The following is a 15,830-nucleotide window of genomic DNA, read 5'->3' on the forward strand; positions in this document are numbered from 1 at the left end:
TTGAACAGGGGACTCATCATGAATTAACAGCTTTGAGAGGTGATTACTATAGGTTAGTTAAAAACCAATTAGAATTGGGAACTTAGTAACTCGGGGTTAATGACCCAGGGAACTGTGTGATAAATTAAACTAATGATATAATAGAAATTAAAATATGCCAACCACCTACGTAAATAACAACGACCAGGTCAGACACACTGATGATATGCAGGATATTATTACAACTGTACCGTCTTGGATATTGCGCTGGGGGATCACCCTGTTTTTTGGTATCCTGGTCCTGATGGTTTCCCTCTCCGCATTTATAAGATATCCTGACATTGTTAATGCACAGCTTAAAATAGAATCACCCAATTCTCCAAAACCGGTGGTCTCTAAAGTTGCAGGAAAACTGATCAGGCTATTGGTAAAAGAAAATGCTAACGTTGTTGCCGGACAGGCGTTAGCCTACATGGAAAGTACGGGCGATCATGATAAAGTCATGAACCTGGCGACGAGTTTAAAGGAATTGCAAACACAGGTGTTGCAAAATAAACCGGTTAGCCCGCTGCTTTTTTCGGAATCTGATAATATTCAGTTAGGCGAACTGCAATCGGCCTATCAGACTTTTTACCAGGAATATTTGAATTATAAATCGGCAATTAATGATGGATTTTATTTAAAGAAGAAAGCATTTTTGCAAAATGACTTGATGGATCTGACCAAACAAGCACAACAGCTTAATCAGCAAAAACAAATCCAGCAGCGCAATTTTGTGATAGCTGACGATGATTATCAAATGCATAAAAAACTGGAAAAAGAGAAGGTAGAAACCCCGGCCGAACTCAGGCAACAGGAAAGTAAATACCTTGCCCAGAAAGAGCCTCTGGTACAAACCGAATCGGCGCTCATCACGGCTAATAATAATTATGCTGCCAAACAAAAAGACATATTGGAACTAGATAACCAGATTAGAGAAGAAAAGTCCAAATTTCAGCAAGCGCTCAACAGCCTGATCAGCCAGGCCGAAGATTGGAAAAGTAAGTATGTTTTAACAGCAGCTCAATCGGGCAAACTCTCTTACTCCGGTATTGTACAGGAAAATCAGGTACTTAGCGTTGGTCAGGAAGTTTTTAATATAAATCCGGGTAACGAGGCATTTTTTGGTCAAATGTCCATTCCCCAGGATAACATGGGGAAGATTAAAGAAGGGCAGGAGGTATTGGTAAAATTGAAAAGCTACCCATTTGAAGAATATGGTATGATCAGGGGAAGGATCGGCTATATTGCCGATGTGCCTTACAAAGACAGTATTTTCGTTTCCAGGGTTGATTTTAAAATAAGAAGCGCATCGGACATGAAAAAGCCGATTCATCTGAAGCAGGGAATGACAGCTGATGCAGAAATTATCACACAGGACGCTACCATCCTGCAACGCTTAGGCAGAAGTGTTACAAAATTAATAAACAGGCATTGATCTTATGTTAAATTTTTCAGAGGCACTAGAAAAGTATTGCAGATAGTAGCAGAATGTAGAACATCGCAAATGAGTGCCATACTTGTAATAAATAACAAAACCCGTGTATTATCGGGTTTTGCTTCAGCCTGCGGGCAGAGAGGGACTCCAATCGAACACCTTATACCATTGTAATCCTTTTTAGATAGACTTTGAGTTGTAGGGCAGTCAAGCCATTGTAGCCTTACCAGCATAAGTTCAAGAACCTATACCGTTCTCTCCTGTCACCGGGATACATTTTACCCTGCAACTGCCCAAGTGCGATACAGACTGCTTCCAGCTATACCTCCTTTTGCGACTTTTTCAGCCAGTACTATACCATGTTTCGCGTACTCGGTAAAAGGATCTTGTAAGAGTAAACCTCCTGATCCTGGCGCGTATCAATAGCGTTCTTTATTTCCTTCTGCCTGTCCACACCCGATTTCGGGTTGATGATGAATACAAGGTGCTTGTGGATCATGCCAGTTGTGCTTTTAAACTCAGGTCCATGCTCACCGCTTGATTTGTGATAGCCCCGCACGATACATAATCGACACCCGTACGTGCATAAGATATGATGTTATCGAGGTTGATGCCGCCCGATGCTTCGGTCTCGTACCTGCCGCCTATCATTTCAATAGCCTCTTCCAGTAGTTCCGGCGAATAGTTATCGAGCATGATGCGGTACACGTTGCCTGTTTCCAGCACACGGCGAACATCATCCAGGTTGCGGGTCTCTATCTCTATTTTCAGGTCGAGATTGTTGGTCGCCAGGTATTCATTGGTCTTCTTTATAGCCTGCTCAATACTCCCGCAAAAATCTATGTGGTTATCCTTGAGCATGATCATATCGTACAGCCCCATGCGGAGATTGTACCCGCCGCCTATGCGTACGGCCTGCTTCTCAAATTCACGGAACAGCGGAGTGGTCTTCCGGGTATCGAGTATTTTGGTTTTGTAGCCTTTTATTTTATCAACGTACCTATTGGTAAGGGTGGCAATTCCGCTCATGCGCTGCATGCAATTCAGCACCAGGCGTTCGACCTTTAGTATGGTGTGCACACTGGCTTCAACGGTAAATGCGGTTTCGCCGTTGTTCACCGCATCGCCGTCCTTTTTATAGAGGGTAAATTTTGCGCCTTCTTCCAGGTGATGGAAAATTTCCTGTGCCACCTGCATACCTGCCAGTATGCCCCCTTCCTTTATTTTGAGTACTGCTTTACCTTTTGCACCGGCCGGGATGGATGCCAGTGTAGAGTAATCGCCGCTGCCCACATCTTCCAGCAATGCTGCGGCAATGAATTCCTGTGTTGTCATGCGCTTTATTATTTTAGGATGCAAAATTAGTAAGTATTGGCTTAATGATAATAATTATCTAATTGCAAAGGCTTTAAATAAATCAGAGATTAAGCCAATAAATTATGCTGAGGCTTAAAGGGGGTTCGAACACCAATAGTATTTAAGCATTTTGCTAAGCAAAAAAGCATTCATCTAACAAAATCACGAGATTTTTCGAACCGTTTTTTTATCTAAGAAATTCAGCACTAAAGCAGACATAAACAGGCGTTTACCTAAAACAAAAAGGAGATATTCAAAACTGAACATCTCCTTTAGCGGAGAGGGAGGGATTCGAACCCTCGATACACTTTTGGCGTATACACACTTTCCAGGCGTGCTCTTTCGACCACTCAGACACCTCTCCGGATTAAATGGGATTGCAAAGGTAAAATAATATTGCTTTCAAAGGGAATAAAAAAGCGAAGTCCTCTTTACAGAGGACCCCGCCTTCACGAAAACTTTAACTCAACTTATAAAATATGGCATTTGTGGTATAGAGTATAAATAACATGTTTGGTTTAATTTGGGTAAAAAATATATAGCTGTAATGCAGATAAATAATTTTAGCTTATGTTTGCTCCATATTGCCGTATGGTAATTTTACACATAAAAAGCTTGTTTAGTTTAAATGCTGAGCATCAACAACATTAAAAAACCTATTGCGGCCGATATTGATGTATTTGAGGAGAAGTTTAAATCTTCTATGCAAAGCTCGGTGCCCTTGCTCGACAGGATAACCCATTATATTGTTAAGCGCAAAGGAAAGCAGATCAGACCAATGTTTGTGTTTTTTGCCGCCAGTATTTGTGGTGGCATTAACGAATCAACCCATCGCGGAGCTGCCTTGGTTGAGTTGCTGCATACGGCTTCCCTGGTACATGACGATGTGGTTGATAATTCTTACCAGCGTCGTGGCTTTTTCTCCATTAATGCTTTATGGAAAAATAAAATTGCCGTTTTAGTAGGCGATTATCTGCTTTCAAAAGGCCTGTTGTTGTCTATAGATAATAATGATTTTAATTTACTTCGTATCGTATCTGATGCAGTAAAGCAAATGAGCGAAGGCGAGCTGATGCAGATTGAAAAAGTACGCCGCATGGATATTGGCGAGCCGGTTTATTACGAGGTGATCAGGCAAAAAACGGCATCGCTTATAGCTTCGTGCTGCGCCTGTGGTGCAGCATCAGCCGGAGCCTCTGACGAAGTGGTTGAAAAAATGCGCCTGTTTGGCGAAAAAATCGGTATCGCTTTCCAAATCAAGGATGATATGTTTGATTTTGGTACCGATGATGTAGGTAAACCTTTGGGTATCGACATCAAAGAAAAAAAGGTTACTCTGCCATTGATTTACTCCCTGGCAAACGCTACTGATGCTGAAAAGAAAAGGATCATCAACCTGGTTAAAAATCATAACGACGATCCCGCAAAAATTGCCCAGATAGTAAAGTTTGTAAACGATACCGGCGGTTTGGAATATGCCGAAACGCAAATGAAAAAATACCAGGACGAAGCTTTTGAAATCCTTAACACCTTCCCCGACAGTGACTCGCACCGCGGATTGGAGCAATTGGTAAGATTTACTACCGAGCGTAATAAATAAGCATATTATCATATTCATGGTTACCAGGTTATATTTTTAACTTTGGTTTGGCTGTACTATCTTTAGTCATCAATTAAAACACGTTTTATTATGGATGCAATCAATAAGCCAGGTGTGCCTACACTTTTTGAGTGGGCCGGTGGTACAAAAGCCTTTGAAAAACTTTTCGACAAGTTTTATGATAAGGTATTAGCTGATGACCTGTTGGAGCCCGTATTTAAGCATATGAGCCCTGAACACCGTCTGCACGTGGCGCATTTTGTAGCAGAGGTGTTAGGAGGCCCCAAAACTTATAGCGAGCAGGAGGGCAGCCATTTCATTATGATCAGTAAGCATCTTCAAAAATATTTGACCGAGGCGCACCGCAAACGCTGGATAGAACTGCTGCTGCAAACCGCCGACGAACATTCATTACCGGATGACCCTGAGTTTCGCTCGGCATTTATGGCTTACCTGGAATGGGCAACCCGCATTGCGGTTATCAACTCCAAAACGGATGAAGTCACAGAATCTGCCGATAGTCCAATGCCGGAATGGGGCTGGGGCGTAGTCGGTGGGCCTTATATGCCCTGAATTTTCAGAAGGATGGTCATCCCTATTTAAAAAAAGAACGTTGCTTGTTGTATGGAGATAGGATGGCTATAACTTCTCCTTAAACTTATTAACTTCGTAAATGCAATCTATATTCCTCAGCTTCCCTAAGATCACGTTTTTTGATATCCTTGATGTGGTTTTGGTGGCTTTTATCATATACCAGCTCTATAACCTCATCCGGGGCACTATTGCAGCCAATATCTTTATTGGCTTTGCGGTAATATTTGCGCTCAACTTTGTGGTGAATGCGTTGCATATGAAACTACTTACCGCCATTTTGGGCAAGTTTGTTGATGTGGGTATCATTGCAGTTATCGTAGTGTTTCAGCAGGAAGTAAGGCGCTTTTTACTGCTGGTAGGTAAAAACGCATCACTACAACGGAATAAGGCCTGGTGGCAATACTTTTTTGGTAAGGCCGAGGCCGAGAAAAATAACTACGCCCGTATAAAACCTATCATAGATGCCTGCAAAAGCATGAAACAAACGCGCACCGGGGCTTTAATTGTTTTTGCCAAATATTACGACGAGCAGTTTTACCAAAATAGCTGCGAAGTGATGGACGCCAAGATCTCCAAACGTCTGCTGGAGAGTATCTTCCAGAAAACTAGTCCGCTGCATGACGGGGCTGTGGTGATATCTGAAAATAAAATTAAATCGGCCAGTTGCATTTTACCGCTTACCGAAAAAACAGACCTGCCTGCCCAATTTGGTTTGCGCCATCGTGCCGGTATAGGTGTAACCGAGGCCAACGAGGCCACTGCTATTATTATCTCCGAAGAAACCGGCGAGCTATCCTATGCTAAACAGGGCCGTGTTAAAATGAATATCAGCTTTGCCGAACTGGAAAAAGTACTGAATAAAGATTTTTAACTAGTTGATAATTAAGGACGAATATTTTTTATTAAAGAATCCGGCTTTGCTTCATTAAGCCGTTTGATCAGCATGGTATAGTGCATATTGGGCTCATCAGTTTTAAAAATGGGCATTTTATCAGTCGACCGTAATTTGGCTATGGGCATATTATCGGTAAAATTAATTATACCTAAATTTTTTGCGGTAGGTACAGTGGGTATCGGTTCAAGCGTATTAGGTATAACCGGTGTTAATTTTAGTATACCATCATCGGGTTTTACTTTAAAATACTGGTAAATAGAATTGTCGGGTTTTTTACCAGGCAGTGGTGCAATCAATTGTTGTGCATTTAATTGGGCAACACCACCCATCATGAGTATAAATAGCCAAATTGATTTCATGAGATACAGGATTTACATAAATATAAGTAATATGAGAAAGCCTAAATGTTAAAAAATGTTATTTAACATTTGATGTTTGGTCGGCAGGACTTTTTAAACCTTGAATTTTAACAAATTTCTGTTCAAAAAGGGGGTAAAAACAGGTAGAAACTGTTCGAAAAACCCTCATTTTAACACTTTTTAACAAATTTTAACACAGTTTTGATTGGTTTTTGAAACTTTAAAAAGTATTAATTTGCTGATTTTCAAATAAATACATGTAAAATGGTAGGTTTTGGGCCTTGTTTTGTCCTTAACTAAACAGCCCGGATGTCTGTTAAAAGACACTCGGGCTGCTGATGTGATATAAATATACGAAAATTTGTACGAGGATCAAAGTGTCTAAATCAATTGTCATCCTGAGCAGAGCGAAGGATCTATTCTGCTTTTGAAAAGTTCAACAATAGATGCTTCGTTCCTCAGCATGACAATTAGATATTTTCATCACCCTCTTTTCCACCACAGGTGAAGAGAGGGGCGTCCAGCGAAGCGCAGACGGGGTGAGCCGCCCCACCCCTCACAATTTGATTTGCACCAAGGCTAAGGAAAATGATAGATTTTATTACTTTTGTGAAAATTTAAAACCAATGAGCGAACTCATTAAAAAACAAGTGACTGATGCAAAGGCTTTAATGGACAAAGCCATTGACCATGCCGATAGTGAATTAAATAAGATACGTGCTGGTAAAGCAAACCCATCTTTACTGGATGATATTATGGTTGATTACTACGGTACGCCAACCGCGCTAAGCCAGGTAGGTAACGTTAACACGCCCGATGCACGTACTATTATTGTACAACCATGGGAAAAATCATTATTGAGTGCTATCGAAAAAGCCATTAAAGAATCAAATCTTGGTTTTAATCCTCAAAATGATGGTGTTATTATCCGCATCAATGTACCACCATTGACCGAAGAACGCCGCCGCGACCTGGTTAAAAAGGCAAAAGGCGAGGCTGAAACCGGTAAAATAGCCATCCGTAACATCCGCAAAGATGCTAACGAAAAGATCAAGAAATTAAAAACAGAAGGTGTTTCTGAAGATGAGATCAAAGTAGGTGAAGCTGAAGTTCAAAAACTAACAGATGCTTATATTATCAAGATAGACCAGCTTTCAGAAGCCAAAGAAAAAGATATCATGACGGTTTAAATATTAACCTTATGTCAAATTAAAAGGGAATGAGCTACTTAGCCATTCCCTTTTTTTATTTTTGCCCTACAAACATGAATATACTCATTTCTTACTTAAAAAAGCATCGCTGGATAGTTGTGCTGGCCCTGTTCCTGGCGGCCATGAACATAGGCTTTTCGCTGCTTGACCCCTGGATAACCGGGCGCATTGTTGACCGGGTTATCGAAAAACGCAGCACACTCCAGTATCAGGAATACCTTCACCAGGTATTAATACTCATCGGCGCAGCCATTGGCGTGGCCATGGTATCGCGTATAGCAAAAAACTTCCAGGACTATTTTACCAATATCATTACCCAAAAGGTGGGTGCCGAAATGTATGCCGATGGTTTGCGTCATTCGCTTGAATTACCTTACCAGGTGTTTGAAGATCAGCGCAGCGGTGAAACCTTGGGCATTTTACAAAAAGTTAGGCTCGACTGCGAAAAATTCATCACCTCGTTTATCTCTATCCTTTTTGTATCGCTCATCGGGATGGTATTTGTTATCGTGTACTCGGTAAGTGTGAGCTACCAGGTAACGCTGGTATATTTTGCCGCTATACCTATTATCACTTTTGTGAGTATGGCCATGAGCCGCAAAATAAAAACCATTCAAAAAAAGATCGTATCAGAAACCACCGCTTTGGCTGGTTCAACTACCGAATCATTAAGAAACATTGAACTGGTAAAAAGTTTGGGTTTGGCCAAGCAGGAAATTGCCCGCTTAAACAATACCACTTACAAAATATTGGACCTGGAGCTTAAAAAGGTAAAATATGTACGCAGTATGAGCTTTGTGCAGGGTACTACGGTAAACCTGGTACGGAGTGTAATGGTAGTGGTGTTATTGCTGCTTATTTTTAAACAAACCATTTCTCCGGGGCAATACTTTAGCTTTTTGTTCTATTCCTTCTTCCTGTTCAACCCGCTACAGGAGCTGGGTAACGTGATCCTGTCATGGCGCGAGGCCGAAGTTTCGCTGGGTAATTTTAAAAGTATACTAAGTATACCTATTGATAAAAAGCCTGAGAAACCGGTGTTGTTGGAAAAGGTAAACACCTTAACCTTTAAGGATGTTACCTTTAAGCATTTAACCGCCAATCGCAACGCCCTTAATCATATCAGCTTTGAAACCAATACCGGCGAAACCATCGCTTTTGTTGGTCCGTCAGGGTCAGGTAAAACAACCCTTGTAAAATTATTGGTTGGTTTATATCAGCCTTTGGATGGGGATGTTTTATACAACAATGTTTTAAGCCGGGATATTGATCTTGATCAGCTGCGTGAGAAAATTGGTTTTGTAACCCAGGATACTCAACTGTTCTCGGGTACCATACGCGAAAACCTGTTGTTTGTACGCCCCGAAGCTACCGACGAGGAATGTATGAATGTACTGCAGCGTGCCGCCTGTCAAACCCTGCTTGCCCGTGCCGATAAAGGCCTGAGCACCGTGATTGGGGAAGGTGGTGTAAAGGTATCCGGTGGCGAAAAACAACGCCTCTCGATAGCCCGCGCGTTGCTGCGCAGGCCCGATATCCTGGTGTTTGATGAGGCTACCTCTTCATTAGATTCCATCACCGAGGAAGAGATCACCGAAACCATCCGCAATGTATCCGAACAGGAAAACCATATTACTATCCTGATCGCTCACCGCCTATCAACCATTATGCATGCCGATAGCATCTATGTACTTGAAAAGGGCCGCATCATTGAATCGGGCAAACACCATGACCTGTTAAGTCAGAAAGGGCTATACTATGCCATGTGGCGTCAGCAAATAGGGGAGAAGGATACGGTTGAAGAAGTAGAGGTGAAGTAAAAGGATATATTTTTAATTTGTCATCCTGAGCGCAGTGAAGGATCTGGTCGTGAATATGTATGGCGAAGAGTCTCAGGGCCCTCTGCGAGAGACCCTGAGGGGATGGGAAAATTTGTCATCATAAGCATAGTGAGGATCTGGTCGTGAATCATGCATGACGAAGAGCCTCAGGGTCCTCCGCGAGAGACCCTGAGGGGACGTCAAATAGGCCCCCTCTAAATCTCCCCTGGAAGGGGAGACTTTTTAACCTTTGATAACAGATAAATTTATGAGTGAATTAAAAGTACATCCACATTTCGATTATCCCAAGGACCCTGGTACAACACTTTGGAGGTATATGGATTTTACAAAATTTCTCTCATTGTTAGAAGATTCAGCTTTATTTATGACAAGAGCTGATAAGTTCAGAGATCCGTTTGAGGGTACAATAACCTCCTTCGATAAGGCTAATAGGTATGCTATTTATGAAAAGGGGATGGCTGATATTTTACCACATATGGATCATTTAAGCGATTTGCAGCGTGAGCGATCTTATGTGAACTGCTGGCATGCAAATGAATTTGAATCTGCTGCAATGTGGGATTTGTATCTTAAATCAAATGAAGGTATTGCTATTAAAACGACTTTTCAAATGCTATCTGATAGTATCGCGGATGGTCAAAAGGTTTGGATTGGGAGCGTAGAATATATTGATTATAATACTACAGCTACACCGAGAGGCAATCTTTATTCCCCGATGTTTCTAAAAAGAAAGAGTTTTGAACATGAAAGAGAGGTAAGGGTTTTTTATGGTGAGAATCCAAATGACTATTCTGCCGGAAAAACTAAGCCAGATGAACCTAAATATCAATATGGGTTTAGCTTATCGGTTGATCTACACATATTAATACAAGAAGTTTACGTTTCACCTAACGCTCCAAGTTGGCTTTATAGGTTAATTCTAAAGGTTGCGGAGCGGTGTGAAATCGAGGCAAACGTGATACAATCAGACCTTTATAAATCACCTATTTTTTGATATAACTTTTTCCCGTCCCCTCAGGGTCTCTCGCAGAGGACCCTGAGGTATCCTTGGTTGGCACTTTTCACACTATACTTGAGGCCCAAATTATTTATATTTAGACATGGCCATCAAAACTAATCATCAACTTACCGAAGCCACCTGGTTTATTACATTTACCTGTTATAATTGGATTCCATTATTTGAGATAGCTAAGGCGCATCATTTAGTGTACAATTGGTTGAAGTTAATCGCAGATAAATATCAAATACAAACACACGCGTTTGTAATAATGCCTAATCACGTACATATCTTAATAAGAATTGAGAATGATTTGTTAAATCTGAATAAGATAATCAGCAATGGAAAGCGGTTTATAGCCTACGAACTTATTAATCTATTGAAAGTAGCTAATCAGAATAATGTGCTTGGTCAACTTTCATCTGCGTGTACTTCGCTTGAAATAAGCAAAGGGCAACTTCATAAAACCTTCGAGTCTTCATTTGACGCGAAACCTATTTATACCCGTGAATTTCTATTTCAGAAATTGGATTATATCCACCATAATCCGGTAAGTGGGAAATGGAACTTATGCGAAGAATATACTGAATATCCACATAGCAGTGCTTCTTATTACATCGATGAGAAACCAAACTCTTTTGTTTCCATTGTTGATTATCGGGATTATTGGATTTGAAGATTCAAGAGTCTCAGGGTCCTCTGCGAGAGACCCTGAGGGGACCTCAGGAGATTGCCACGCTATTGCTCGCAAGATCATTAATTCAATGATTGTAGCATATTGGATAGCTCAACCGGCATTGTGATCATCGCATCATGCCCTGTTTTAAGTTCAAGATATTTCCAGTCATTGCTGCTTTTTGTTTTGTCAGCAAAAGGTTTGATTGCCCGCAGTTCAGGTTGGGTACAAGCAATATAGACTAAGGGCAAGTGATTACCGTAAGCGTGTTTTAGTATCAAAGGTTGAGAGAACGTTTTGAATGGCTGATTGGTAAGGCGGTCATTTACCCATTTGATATCGGCGGTGTTTGTTACACCGAAAAAATCGCTGGTAAAAAATGGGATGCTTAACCCTTTATCGTAATCATTTGTCGCCTTAACAAAATAGGCTCTGATATCGTCTGGACTTACATCAAGCGCACTTTGGCCGTTTTCCATAAGCATAGCATCAAGGAAAACCAATTTTGACAGTCTTTCCGGTATTCTGTCTGCTACGCCTGCTATTACCGCTCCTGCATAACTATGACCTACAAGAATTACGTTGTGAAGGTCCTCCTCAATAATGAAATTCACGATGTCATCTATATGGGTATTTAAATCGATCTTATCGTTTAATGTATTTTTATGTTCCGCAAGTCCGGCTAAAGTCGGTGTATAAACAAGGGCACCCTTGGCGCGTAACTCCTTACTCACCCTTTGCCAGCACCAGCCCCCATGAAATGCACCATGTACCAGAACAAAAACAGGTTGCTTACCAGCGGGTTGTGCATTAGCGTTGAAGACTGATATAAGAAGGATCAGTAGGAGGTAAAATGACTTTTTACTAATGATATATAATTTCATAATCTGTTATTTTTGTGCAAAGGTCGCCCGGGATGATTTGCAATCCAATAACTCACCCGAAAGTGAGGAACACCTGAAAATGAGCTTATGTCAACTGAACTAAAACCAGGAACATCCAACGCCTGTAATATTACCGCATTAAGCCTTGCGTGTGAGGTAAACGATGTGTTAAGAGATATTAGCCCGAGATGGAAAATGCAGATTTTGCATAAGATAGCGGCTGGAGTTGGCCAATTTAGCACATTGAAGCATGCTTTTCCTTCTCTTTCTGATCAGATTTTGGGTAAAAGGCTTGGAGAATTAGTTAACGATGAATTGATTCTTAAAGTGATCATTAAGCAAAAGCCACCGCAGCGCATTAATTACTATATCTCGGATAAGGGCCTTGAGTTATTAAAAGTTATTGATGACTTGCATAAATGGGGGCTTAAATGGAGTTTATCTGCTGACGGGGGAGAGGAAAAATAAAAAAACATGTCATTGCGAGTTACGAAGCAATCTCGTAGCTATTCTTATCCATTAGAACGCGAAGAGATTGCACTGTATTGCTCAGCAATGCCATATTGTATATTAACGGTTTGTCATCCTATACGCAGCGAAGGATCCATTCGTGAACTAGTATGATGAATATCAGATGATTCAAACGTTAAGCATGACAAAACTGTTGTGTTAGGCTTTATTCCCCTTCAGGAGGCCAGCGGGTCTTAGATATTCTTATCCTCAATCATTTTGAAGAAATCATCGCGGTAAGTATCGCCAACGGGGATGATCTTGTCGCCTATCTGGATGCGGCTGCGTTCGATGCTGTCGATCTTGTTGAGGGCTACGATGTATGATTTGTGTACACGGATAAAATGTTTTTCGGGCAGGGCATCTTCCATTTTTTTCATTCCCTGCAGGGTAATGATACGCTCGGCCGTAGTAAATATGGATATATAATCTTTCAGCCCTTCAATAAATAAAATATCGTGCAGATAAACCTTTTGGATCTTGTGTTCGGTTTTAACAAAAATAAAATCGGTCGAAAAATCATCCATCTGTATCGGCTCAGTCTGTTGAACTGTTTTAATGACCGGTTGTATAATACTTTGCGCTTTTTGAACTGATTTAAAGAACCTGTCGAGTGCGATAGGTTTAAGCAGGTAATCAACTACATCCAGTTCATAACCTTCCAGCGCGTATTGCGGATAGGCGGTAGTTAAAATCACTTTGGCTTTGCCATTGGATATTTTTAAAAACTGGATACCGGTAAGCTCAGGCATTTGCACATCTAAAAACACCAGGTCAACATTGCCGCCCTGAACTATGGTCAGCGCTTCGATAGGATTGGTGGTAGCTTTTACCAATTGCAAGAAAGGCATTTTGGAAATATAATCTTCCAATATATGCAGCGCTAAAGGCTCATCATCAACTACCAGGCATCGGATCATGTTGTAAAAATAAGTGTTCTAATGATTTATCGTTAATTTTTTTGTTTCCCGTTCAATAACGGATTAATGCCTTGTTATAGTACGATGGATAATTCACAGGTATAGGTATCAACTTCATCCCTGATGTTCAGCGTATGTTTATAGGGATAAAGCAGATTAAGCCGCCTTTGTACATTATTTAAACCAATGCCACCTATCGTATCGCGATTGTGTGTATGTTTTTTGTTTTGTATGTAAAAATGAAGCTTGCTCTCCTCTACATTGATCAATAGTTTAATTGGCGATGTAACGTCACTGGCCACGCCATGCTTAAACGCGTTTTCGATAAAGGCAATCAGCAGCAATGGCACAATTTGCTGATTGGTTACCTCACCCATTACCTTAAAATCAATAAAAGCTTTATTGCCAAACCGTATTTTTTGCAGGTCGATATAGTTATGCAGGTATTGAAGCTCCTTACTCAGATCTACCTTATTATCATTACACTCATACAGCATGTACCGCATAATTTCGGATAATTTGAGGATAGCTTCGGGCGTAGTTTCCGAGCGCTGGTAAGCCAGCGAATAAATGCTGTTAAGCGAGTTAAATAAAAAATGAGGATTAATCTGCGACTTTAAAAAGGCCAGTTCGGCGCTCAGGCGCTGATTTTCCAGATCATGCTGGATACGTTCATTCAGAAACCAATCGGTTGTAAATTTGAGCACGGTGCTTAAGAATATAAATATTAGGCTGGTGAAAATGGTACTCAAAAAATAAGAGGGGAAGGTAATTACCTCTCCATGCTGGCGTACCAGCACATATTGTCTAAACAGCAGGCCTACACCATATTTTCCCAGACCGTAAAGAATGATGGTAACAATAATAAACAAGGCGTAGGCCCAATAACGCTTTTTGTCTAAAAACCTGGGGATATAGATCAGGAAGTTAATATAAAACAAGCTGATGTTGATGGCCGGGTATAGCAAAAACAGGATCATCAGCTCTGTGTTGCTTAGCTTGGTATTGCTGTGTGCGAGGGATAAAAAGAGGGAGATGATACCCAGCCAAAAAAGTAAATGCCAGAATATTTGCCAGCCTCTTTTTATAATACGTGTTTGTTTATCTGATGCAACCAAAGTTTTTTTATTTAGAATCAAGAGCCCAGAGTCAAGAATCAAGAGTGAAAATCAACCCGATATAATCGTCTTGGTTTCTGATTCTTATTTCTTGCCTCTCAACATACCGTCTAATTTAATATTTTGATGGGGATAAGCTGATACAATTATATATAGTATTTCATTTTATCGATGAACTGGCATTTAAAATCGATGAACGGGTTAATGTGTTTAATTAACCGTTCATCTATAAACACAGACCGTTGGTCTAATACTTTTTAGCAGGTAAAATAATTAATATTCCTTTGTTGTATCAAAACACTCACGATGAAAACGCTTATCAAAAATTCGAATCCTTTTATCATGTTACTGATACCAGTAATGTTTGCCCTCATATTAGGTGTAAGCTATCAGTTTGAACAAAAAAAGGAATCGGCAATTGTTGGGGCATCAGTTCATGCCACATCATTGTTTTACAAAGGTATTACCCTTGTTAAAACTGTTTGCTCAGTAGCCAAGGATAATCATGTATGGTAATTCGTACTGAAGGGTTATCCTTCAACTTCGGCAATCAGCAGGTTGTTAAATCATTAAATCTGCAAGTACCCGAAGGAAGTATATATGGTTTTCTTGGCCCCAATGGAGCCGGGAAAACCACTACTATCAAACTCCTGTTAAACCTGCTCCAAACTCAACACGGCAGCATCCACATTTTTGAACAGGAACTCCAAAAAAATCGCATCAGTATACTATCCCAGGTCGGGGCGCTTATCGAACAGCCGGCTATTTATCAGCATCTGAGTGGAAGAGAAAATTTACTGAACAGGGCTTTACTACTACAGGTGCCTGCTAAACGGGTTGACGAGATGCTTAACCTGGTGCACCTGAGCAATGCCGCTAATAAAAAAGCAGGCCAATACTCCTTGGGGATGAAACAACGCCTGGGTATAGCGTTGGCACTGCTTACCGATCCTAAATTATTGATACTGGACGAGCCTACCAATGGCCTCGACCCCAATGGTATTATTGAAGTACGTGAACTTTTGCTGAAACTGGTTAGCGAACATGGTAAAACGGTGTTCATATCAAGCCATTTGCTGGCCGAGGTTGAACGCATGGCCACGCATGTAGGTATTATTGATGGCGGACAGTTATTGTTCCAGGGCAGCATTACAGAGCTCGAGGCGTTAAGTCAGCCTCTAATACGTATTGAGGTTGATAACACTGTTGATGCCGCCAATCTGCTTAAGCGCAAAAATTATCCGGTTGCTGATGTGACCGATGAATATGTGTATGTACCTTATACTTCAAAAATACAAATTGGCGACATCAACGCGTTGCTTATCCAAAACGGATATGTTGTATTTAGCATCGGCAAACAGCAAAAAGACCTCGAGAAACTATTTTTATCTATTACCCAAAACGCCTGATGGT

At 40.9% G+C, this 15,830-nt stretch carries 17 protein-coding genes and 1 tRNA gene; 11 read left to right on the forward strand and 7 right to left on the reverse strand.

Annotated features, from left to right (window positions below):
* The first annotated feature begins 154 nt into the window (after window positions 1–154).
* Window positions 155–1,456 carry an HlyD family secretion protein gene (locus BW976_RS19015; RefSeq protein WP_076375392.1) on the forward strand — a complete coding sequence of 434 codons (1,302 nt, stop codon included), beginning with the start codon at window positions 155–157 and terminating at the stop codon, window positions 1,454–1,456.
* Window positions 1,457–1,808: 352 nt separating this feature from the next.
* Here the strand turns inward: BW976_RS19015 and BW976_RS29475 are convergent, their stop codons facing one another.
* The 3 genes from BW976_RS29475 to BW976_RS19025 all read right to left on the reverse strand — a co-directional run bounded on the left by BW976_RS29475 (window position 1,809) and on the right by BW976_RS19025 (window position 3,176).
* Complete coding sequence (locus BW976_RS29475; RefSeq protein ID WP_175614139.1) at window positions 1,809–1,955, reverse strand: hypothetical protein; 147 nt, start codon at window positions 1,953–1,955, stop codon at window positions 1,809–1,811.
* Window positions 1,952–2,791 (reverse strand): carboxylating nicotinate-nucleotide diphosphorylase, encoded by an 840-nt coding sequence (gene nadC / locus BW976_RS19020; RefSeq protein ID WP_076375394.1) that lies wholly within the window; start codon window positions 2,789–2,791, stop codon window positions 1,952–1,954. Before nadC ends, BW976_RS29475 begins: the two co-directional genes overlap by 4 nt.
* A gap of 297 nt (window positions 2,792–3,088) precedes the next feature.
* Window positions 3,089–3,176, reverse strand: a tRNA-Ser gene (locus tag BW976_RS19025).
* Between the two features lie 264 nt (window positions 3,177–3,440).
* On the opposite strand from BW976_RS19025, the gene BW976_RS19030 reads away from it, so the two are divergent.
* From BW976_RS19030 to cdaA, 3 genes are all read left to right on the forward strand, one after another.
* Window positions 3,441–4,412 (forward strand): polyprenyl synthetase family protein, encoded by a 972-nt coding sequence (locus BW976_RS19030; RefSeq protein ID WP_076375396.1) that lies wholly within the window; start codon window positions 3,441–3,443, stop codon window positions 4,410–4,412.
* Between the two features lie 90 nt (window positions 4,413–4,502).
* Complete coding sequence (locus tag BW976_RS19035; protein WP_076375398.1) at window positions 4,503–4,985, forward strand: group II truncated hemoglobin; 483 nt, start codon at window positions 4,503–4,505, stop codon at window positions 4,983–4,985.
* Window positions 4,986–5,085: 100 nt separating this feature from the next.
* Entirely contained in the window at window positions 5,086–5,877 is a 792-nt protein-coding gene (cdaA, locus tag BW976_RS19040; RefSeq protein WP_076375400.1) for a diadenylate cyclase CdaA, read from the forward strand.
* 11 nt (window positions 5,878–5,888) lie between these two features.
* Here the strand turns inward: cdaA and BW976_RS19045 are convergent, their stop codons facing one another.
* Window positions 5,889–6,260: a hypothetical protein gene (locus BW976_RS19045; protein ID WP_139332349.1), complete on the reverse strand. Its 372-nt coding sequence runs from the start codon at window positions 6,258–6,260 to the stop codon at window positions 5,889–5,891.
* 626 nt (window positions 6,261–6,886) lie between these two features.
* Here BW976_RS19045 and frr point away from each other — a divergent pair.
* From frr to BW976_RS19065, 4 genes are all read left to right on the forward strand, one after another.
* Window positions 6,887–7,450 carry a ribosome recycling factor gene (frr, locus tag BW976_RS19050; protein ID WP_076375404.1) on the forward strand — a complete coding sequence of 188 codons (564 nt, stop codon included), beginning with the start codon at window positions 6,887–6,889 and terminating at the stop codon, window positions 7,448–7,450.
* Between the two features lie 74 nt (window positions 7,451–7,524).
* Window positions 7,525–9,291: an ABC transporter ATP-binding protein gene (locus tag BW976_RS19055; protein WP_076375719.1), complete on the forward strand. Its 1,767-nt coding sequence runs from the start codon at window positions 7,525–7,527 to the stop codon at window positions 9,289–9,291.
* A 268-nt stretch (window positions 9,292–9,559) separates the two neighbouring features.
* Complete coding sequence (locus tag BW976_RS19060; protein ID WP_076375406.1) at window positions 9,560–10,306, forward strand: hypothetical protein; 747 nt, start codon at window positions 9,560–9,562, stop codon at window positions 10,304–10,306.
* Window positions 10,307–10,412: 106 nt separating this feature from the next.
* Window positions 10,413–10,985 carry a transposase gene (locus BW976_RS19065; protein WP_076375408.1) on the forward strand — a complete coding sequence of 191 codons (573 nt, stop codon included), beginning with the start codon at window positions 10,413–10,415 and terminating at the stop codon, window positions 10,983–10,985.
* Between the two features lie 80 nt (window positions 10,986–11,065).
* Here BW976_RS19065 and BW976_RS19070 read toward each other — a convergent pair whose 3' ends face one another.
* Window positions 11,066–11,869: an alpha/beta hydrolase gene (locus tag BW976_RS19070; protein ID WP_084192272.1), complete on the reverse strand. Its 804-nt coding sequence runs from the start codon at window positions 11,867–11,869 to the stop codon at window positions 11,066–11,068.
* Between the two features lie 87 nt (window positions 11,870–11,956).
* Between BW976_RS19070 and BW976_RS19075 the strand changes: the two genes are divergently transcribed.
* Window positions 11,957–12,337, forward strand: a complete 381-nt coding sequence (locus tag BW976_RS19075; RefSeq protein WP_084192273.1) for a winged helix-turn-helix transcriptional regulator — start codon at window positions 11,957–11,959, stop codon at window positions 12,335–12,337.
* A gap of 236 nt (window positions 12,338–12,573) precedes the next feature.
* Here BW976_RS19075 and BW976_RS19080 read toward each other — a convergent pair whose 3' ends face one another.
* Together BW976_RS19080 and BW976_RS19085 are read right to left on the reverse strand one after the other, a co-directional pair.
* Window positions 12,574–13,299 (reverse strand): LytR/AlgR family response regulator transcription factor, encoded by a 726-nt coding sequence (locus tag BW976_RS19080; protein ID WP_076375412.1) that lies wholly within the window; start codon window positions 13,297–13,299, stop codon window positions 12,574–12,576.
* A 74-nt stretch (window positions 13,300–13,373) separates the two neighbouring features.
* On the reverse strand, window positions 13,374–14,417 hold the full coding sequence (locus BW976_RS19085) for a sensor histidine kinase (protein WP_139332350.1): 1,044 nt from the start codon (window positions 14,415–14,417) through the stop codon (window positions 13,374–13,376).
* 306 nt (window positions 14,418–14,723) lie between these two features.
* Here BW976_RS19085 and BW976_RS29480 point away from each other — a divergent pair, with 306 nt between their 5' ends.
* Together BW976_RS29480 and BW976_RS19095 are read left to right on the forward strand one after the other, a co-directional pair.
* On the forward strand, window positions 14,724–14,933 hold the full coding sequence (locus BW976_RS29480; RefSeq protein ID WP_076375414.1) for a hypothetical protein: 210 nt from the start codon (window positions 14,724–14,726) through the stop codon (window positions 14,931–14,933).
* The gene (locus BW976_RS19095) at window positions 14,927–15,826 is read left to right on the forward strand and encodes an ABC transporter ATP-binding protein (RefSeq protein ID WP_076375416.1); all 900 of its coding nucleotides are present in this window, start codon (window positions 14,927–14,929) and stop codon (window positions 15,824–15,826) included. Before BW976_RS29480 ends, BW976_RS19095 begins: the two co-directional genes overlap by 7 nt.
* Window positions 15,827–15,830: the final 4 nt, after the last annotated feature.

The organism is Mucilaginibacter lappiensis (assembly GCF_900155965.1).
Classification (GTDB): Bacteria; Bacteroidota; Bacteroidia; order Sphingobacteriales; family Sphingobacteriaceae; genus Mucilaginibacter; species Mucilaginibacter lappiensis.

Coding starts and splice junctions, on each gene's coding strand:
- BW976_RS29475 (WP_175614139.1), bottom strand. CDS start 1,955: ATGATCCACAAGCACCTTGTATTCATCATCAACCCGAAATCGGGTGTG.
- BW976_RS19095 (WP_076375416.1), top strand. CDS start 14,927: ATGGTAATTCGTACTGAAGGGTTATCCTTCAACTTCGGCAATCAGCAG.
- BW976_RS19045 (WP_139332349.1), bottom strand. CDS start 6,260: ATGAAATCAATTTGGCTATTTATACTCATGATGGGTGGTGTTGCCCAA.
- BW976_RS29480 (WP_076375414.1), top strand. CDS start 14,724: ATGAAAACGCTTATCAAAAATTCGAATCCTTTTATCATGTTACTGATA.
- BW976_RS19065 (WP_076375408.1), top strand. CDS start 10,413: ATGGCCATCAAAACTAATCATCAACTTACCGAAGCCACCTGGTTTATT.
- BW976_RS19060 (WP_076375406.1), top strand. CDS start 9,560: ATGAGTGAATTAAAAGTACATCCACATTTCGATTATCCCAAGGACCCT.
- nadC (WP_076375394.1), bottom strand. CDS start 2,791: ATGACAACACAGGAATTCATTGCCGCAGCATTGCTGGAAGATGTGGGC.
- BW976_RS19055 (WP_076375719.1), top strand. CDS start 7,525: ATGAATATACTCATTTCTTACTTAAAAAAGCATCGCTGGATAGTTGTG.
- BW976_RS19070 (WP_084192272.1), bottom strand. CDS start 11,869: ATGAAATTATATATCATTAGTAAAAAGTCATTTTACCTCCTACTGATC.
- BW976_RS19075 (WP_084192273.1), top strand. CDS start 11,957: ATGTCAACTGAACTAAAACCAGGAACATCCAACGCCTGTAATATTACC.
- cdaA (WP_076375400.1), top strand. CDS start 5,086: ATGCAATCTATATTCCTCAGCTTCCCTAAGATCACGTTTTTTGATATC.
- BW976_RS19015 (WP_076375392.1), top strand. CDS start 155: ATGCCAACCACCTACGTAAATAACAACGACCAGGTCAGACACACTGAT.
- frr (WP_076375404.1), top strand. CDS start 6,887: ATGAGCGAACTCATTAAAAAACAAGTGACTGATGCAAAGGCTTTAATG.
- BW976_RS19035 (WP_076375398.1), top strand. CDS start 4,503: ATGGATGCAATCAATAAGCCAGGTGTGCCTACACTTTTTGAGTGGGCC.
- BW976_RS19080 (WP_076375412.1), bottom strand. CDS start 13,299: ATGATCCGATGCCTGGTAGTTGATGATGAGCCTTTAGCGCTGCATATA.
- BW976_RS19030 (WP_076375396.1), top strand. CDS start 3,441: ATGCTGAGCATCAACAACATTAAAAAACCTATTGCGGCCGATATTGAT.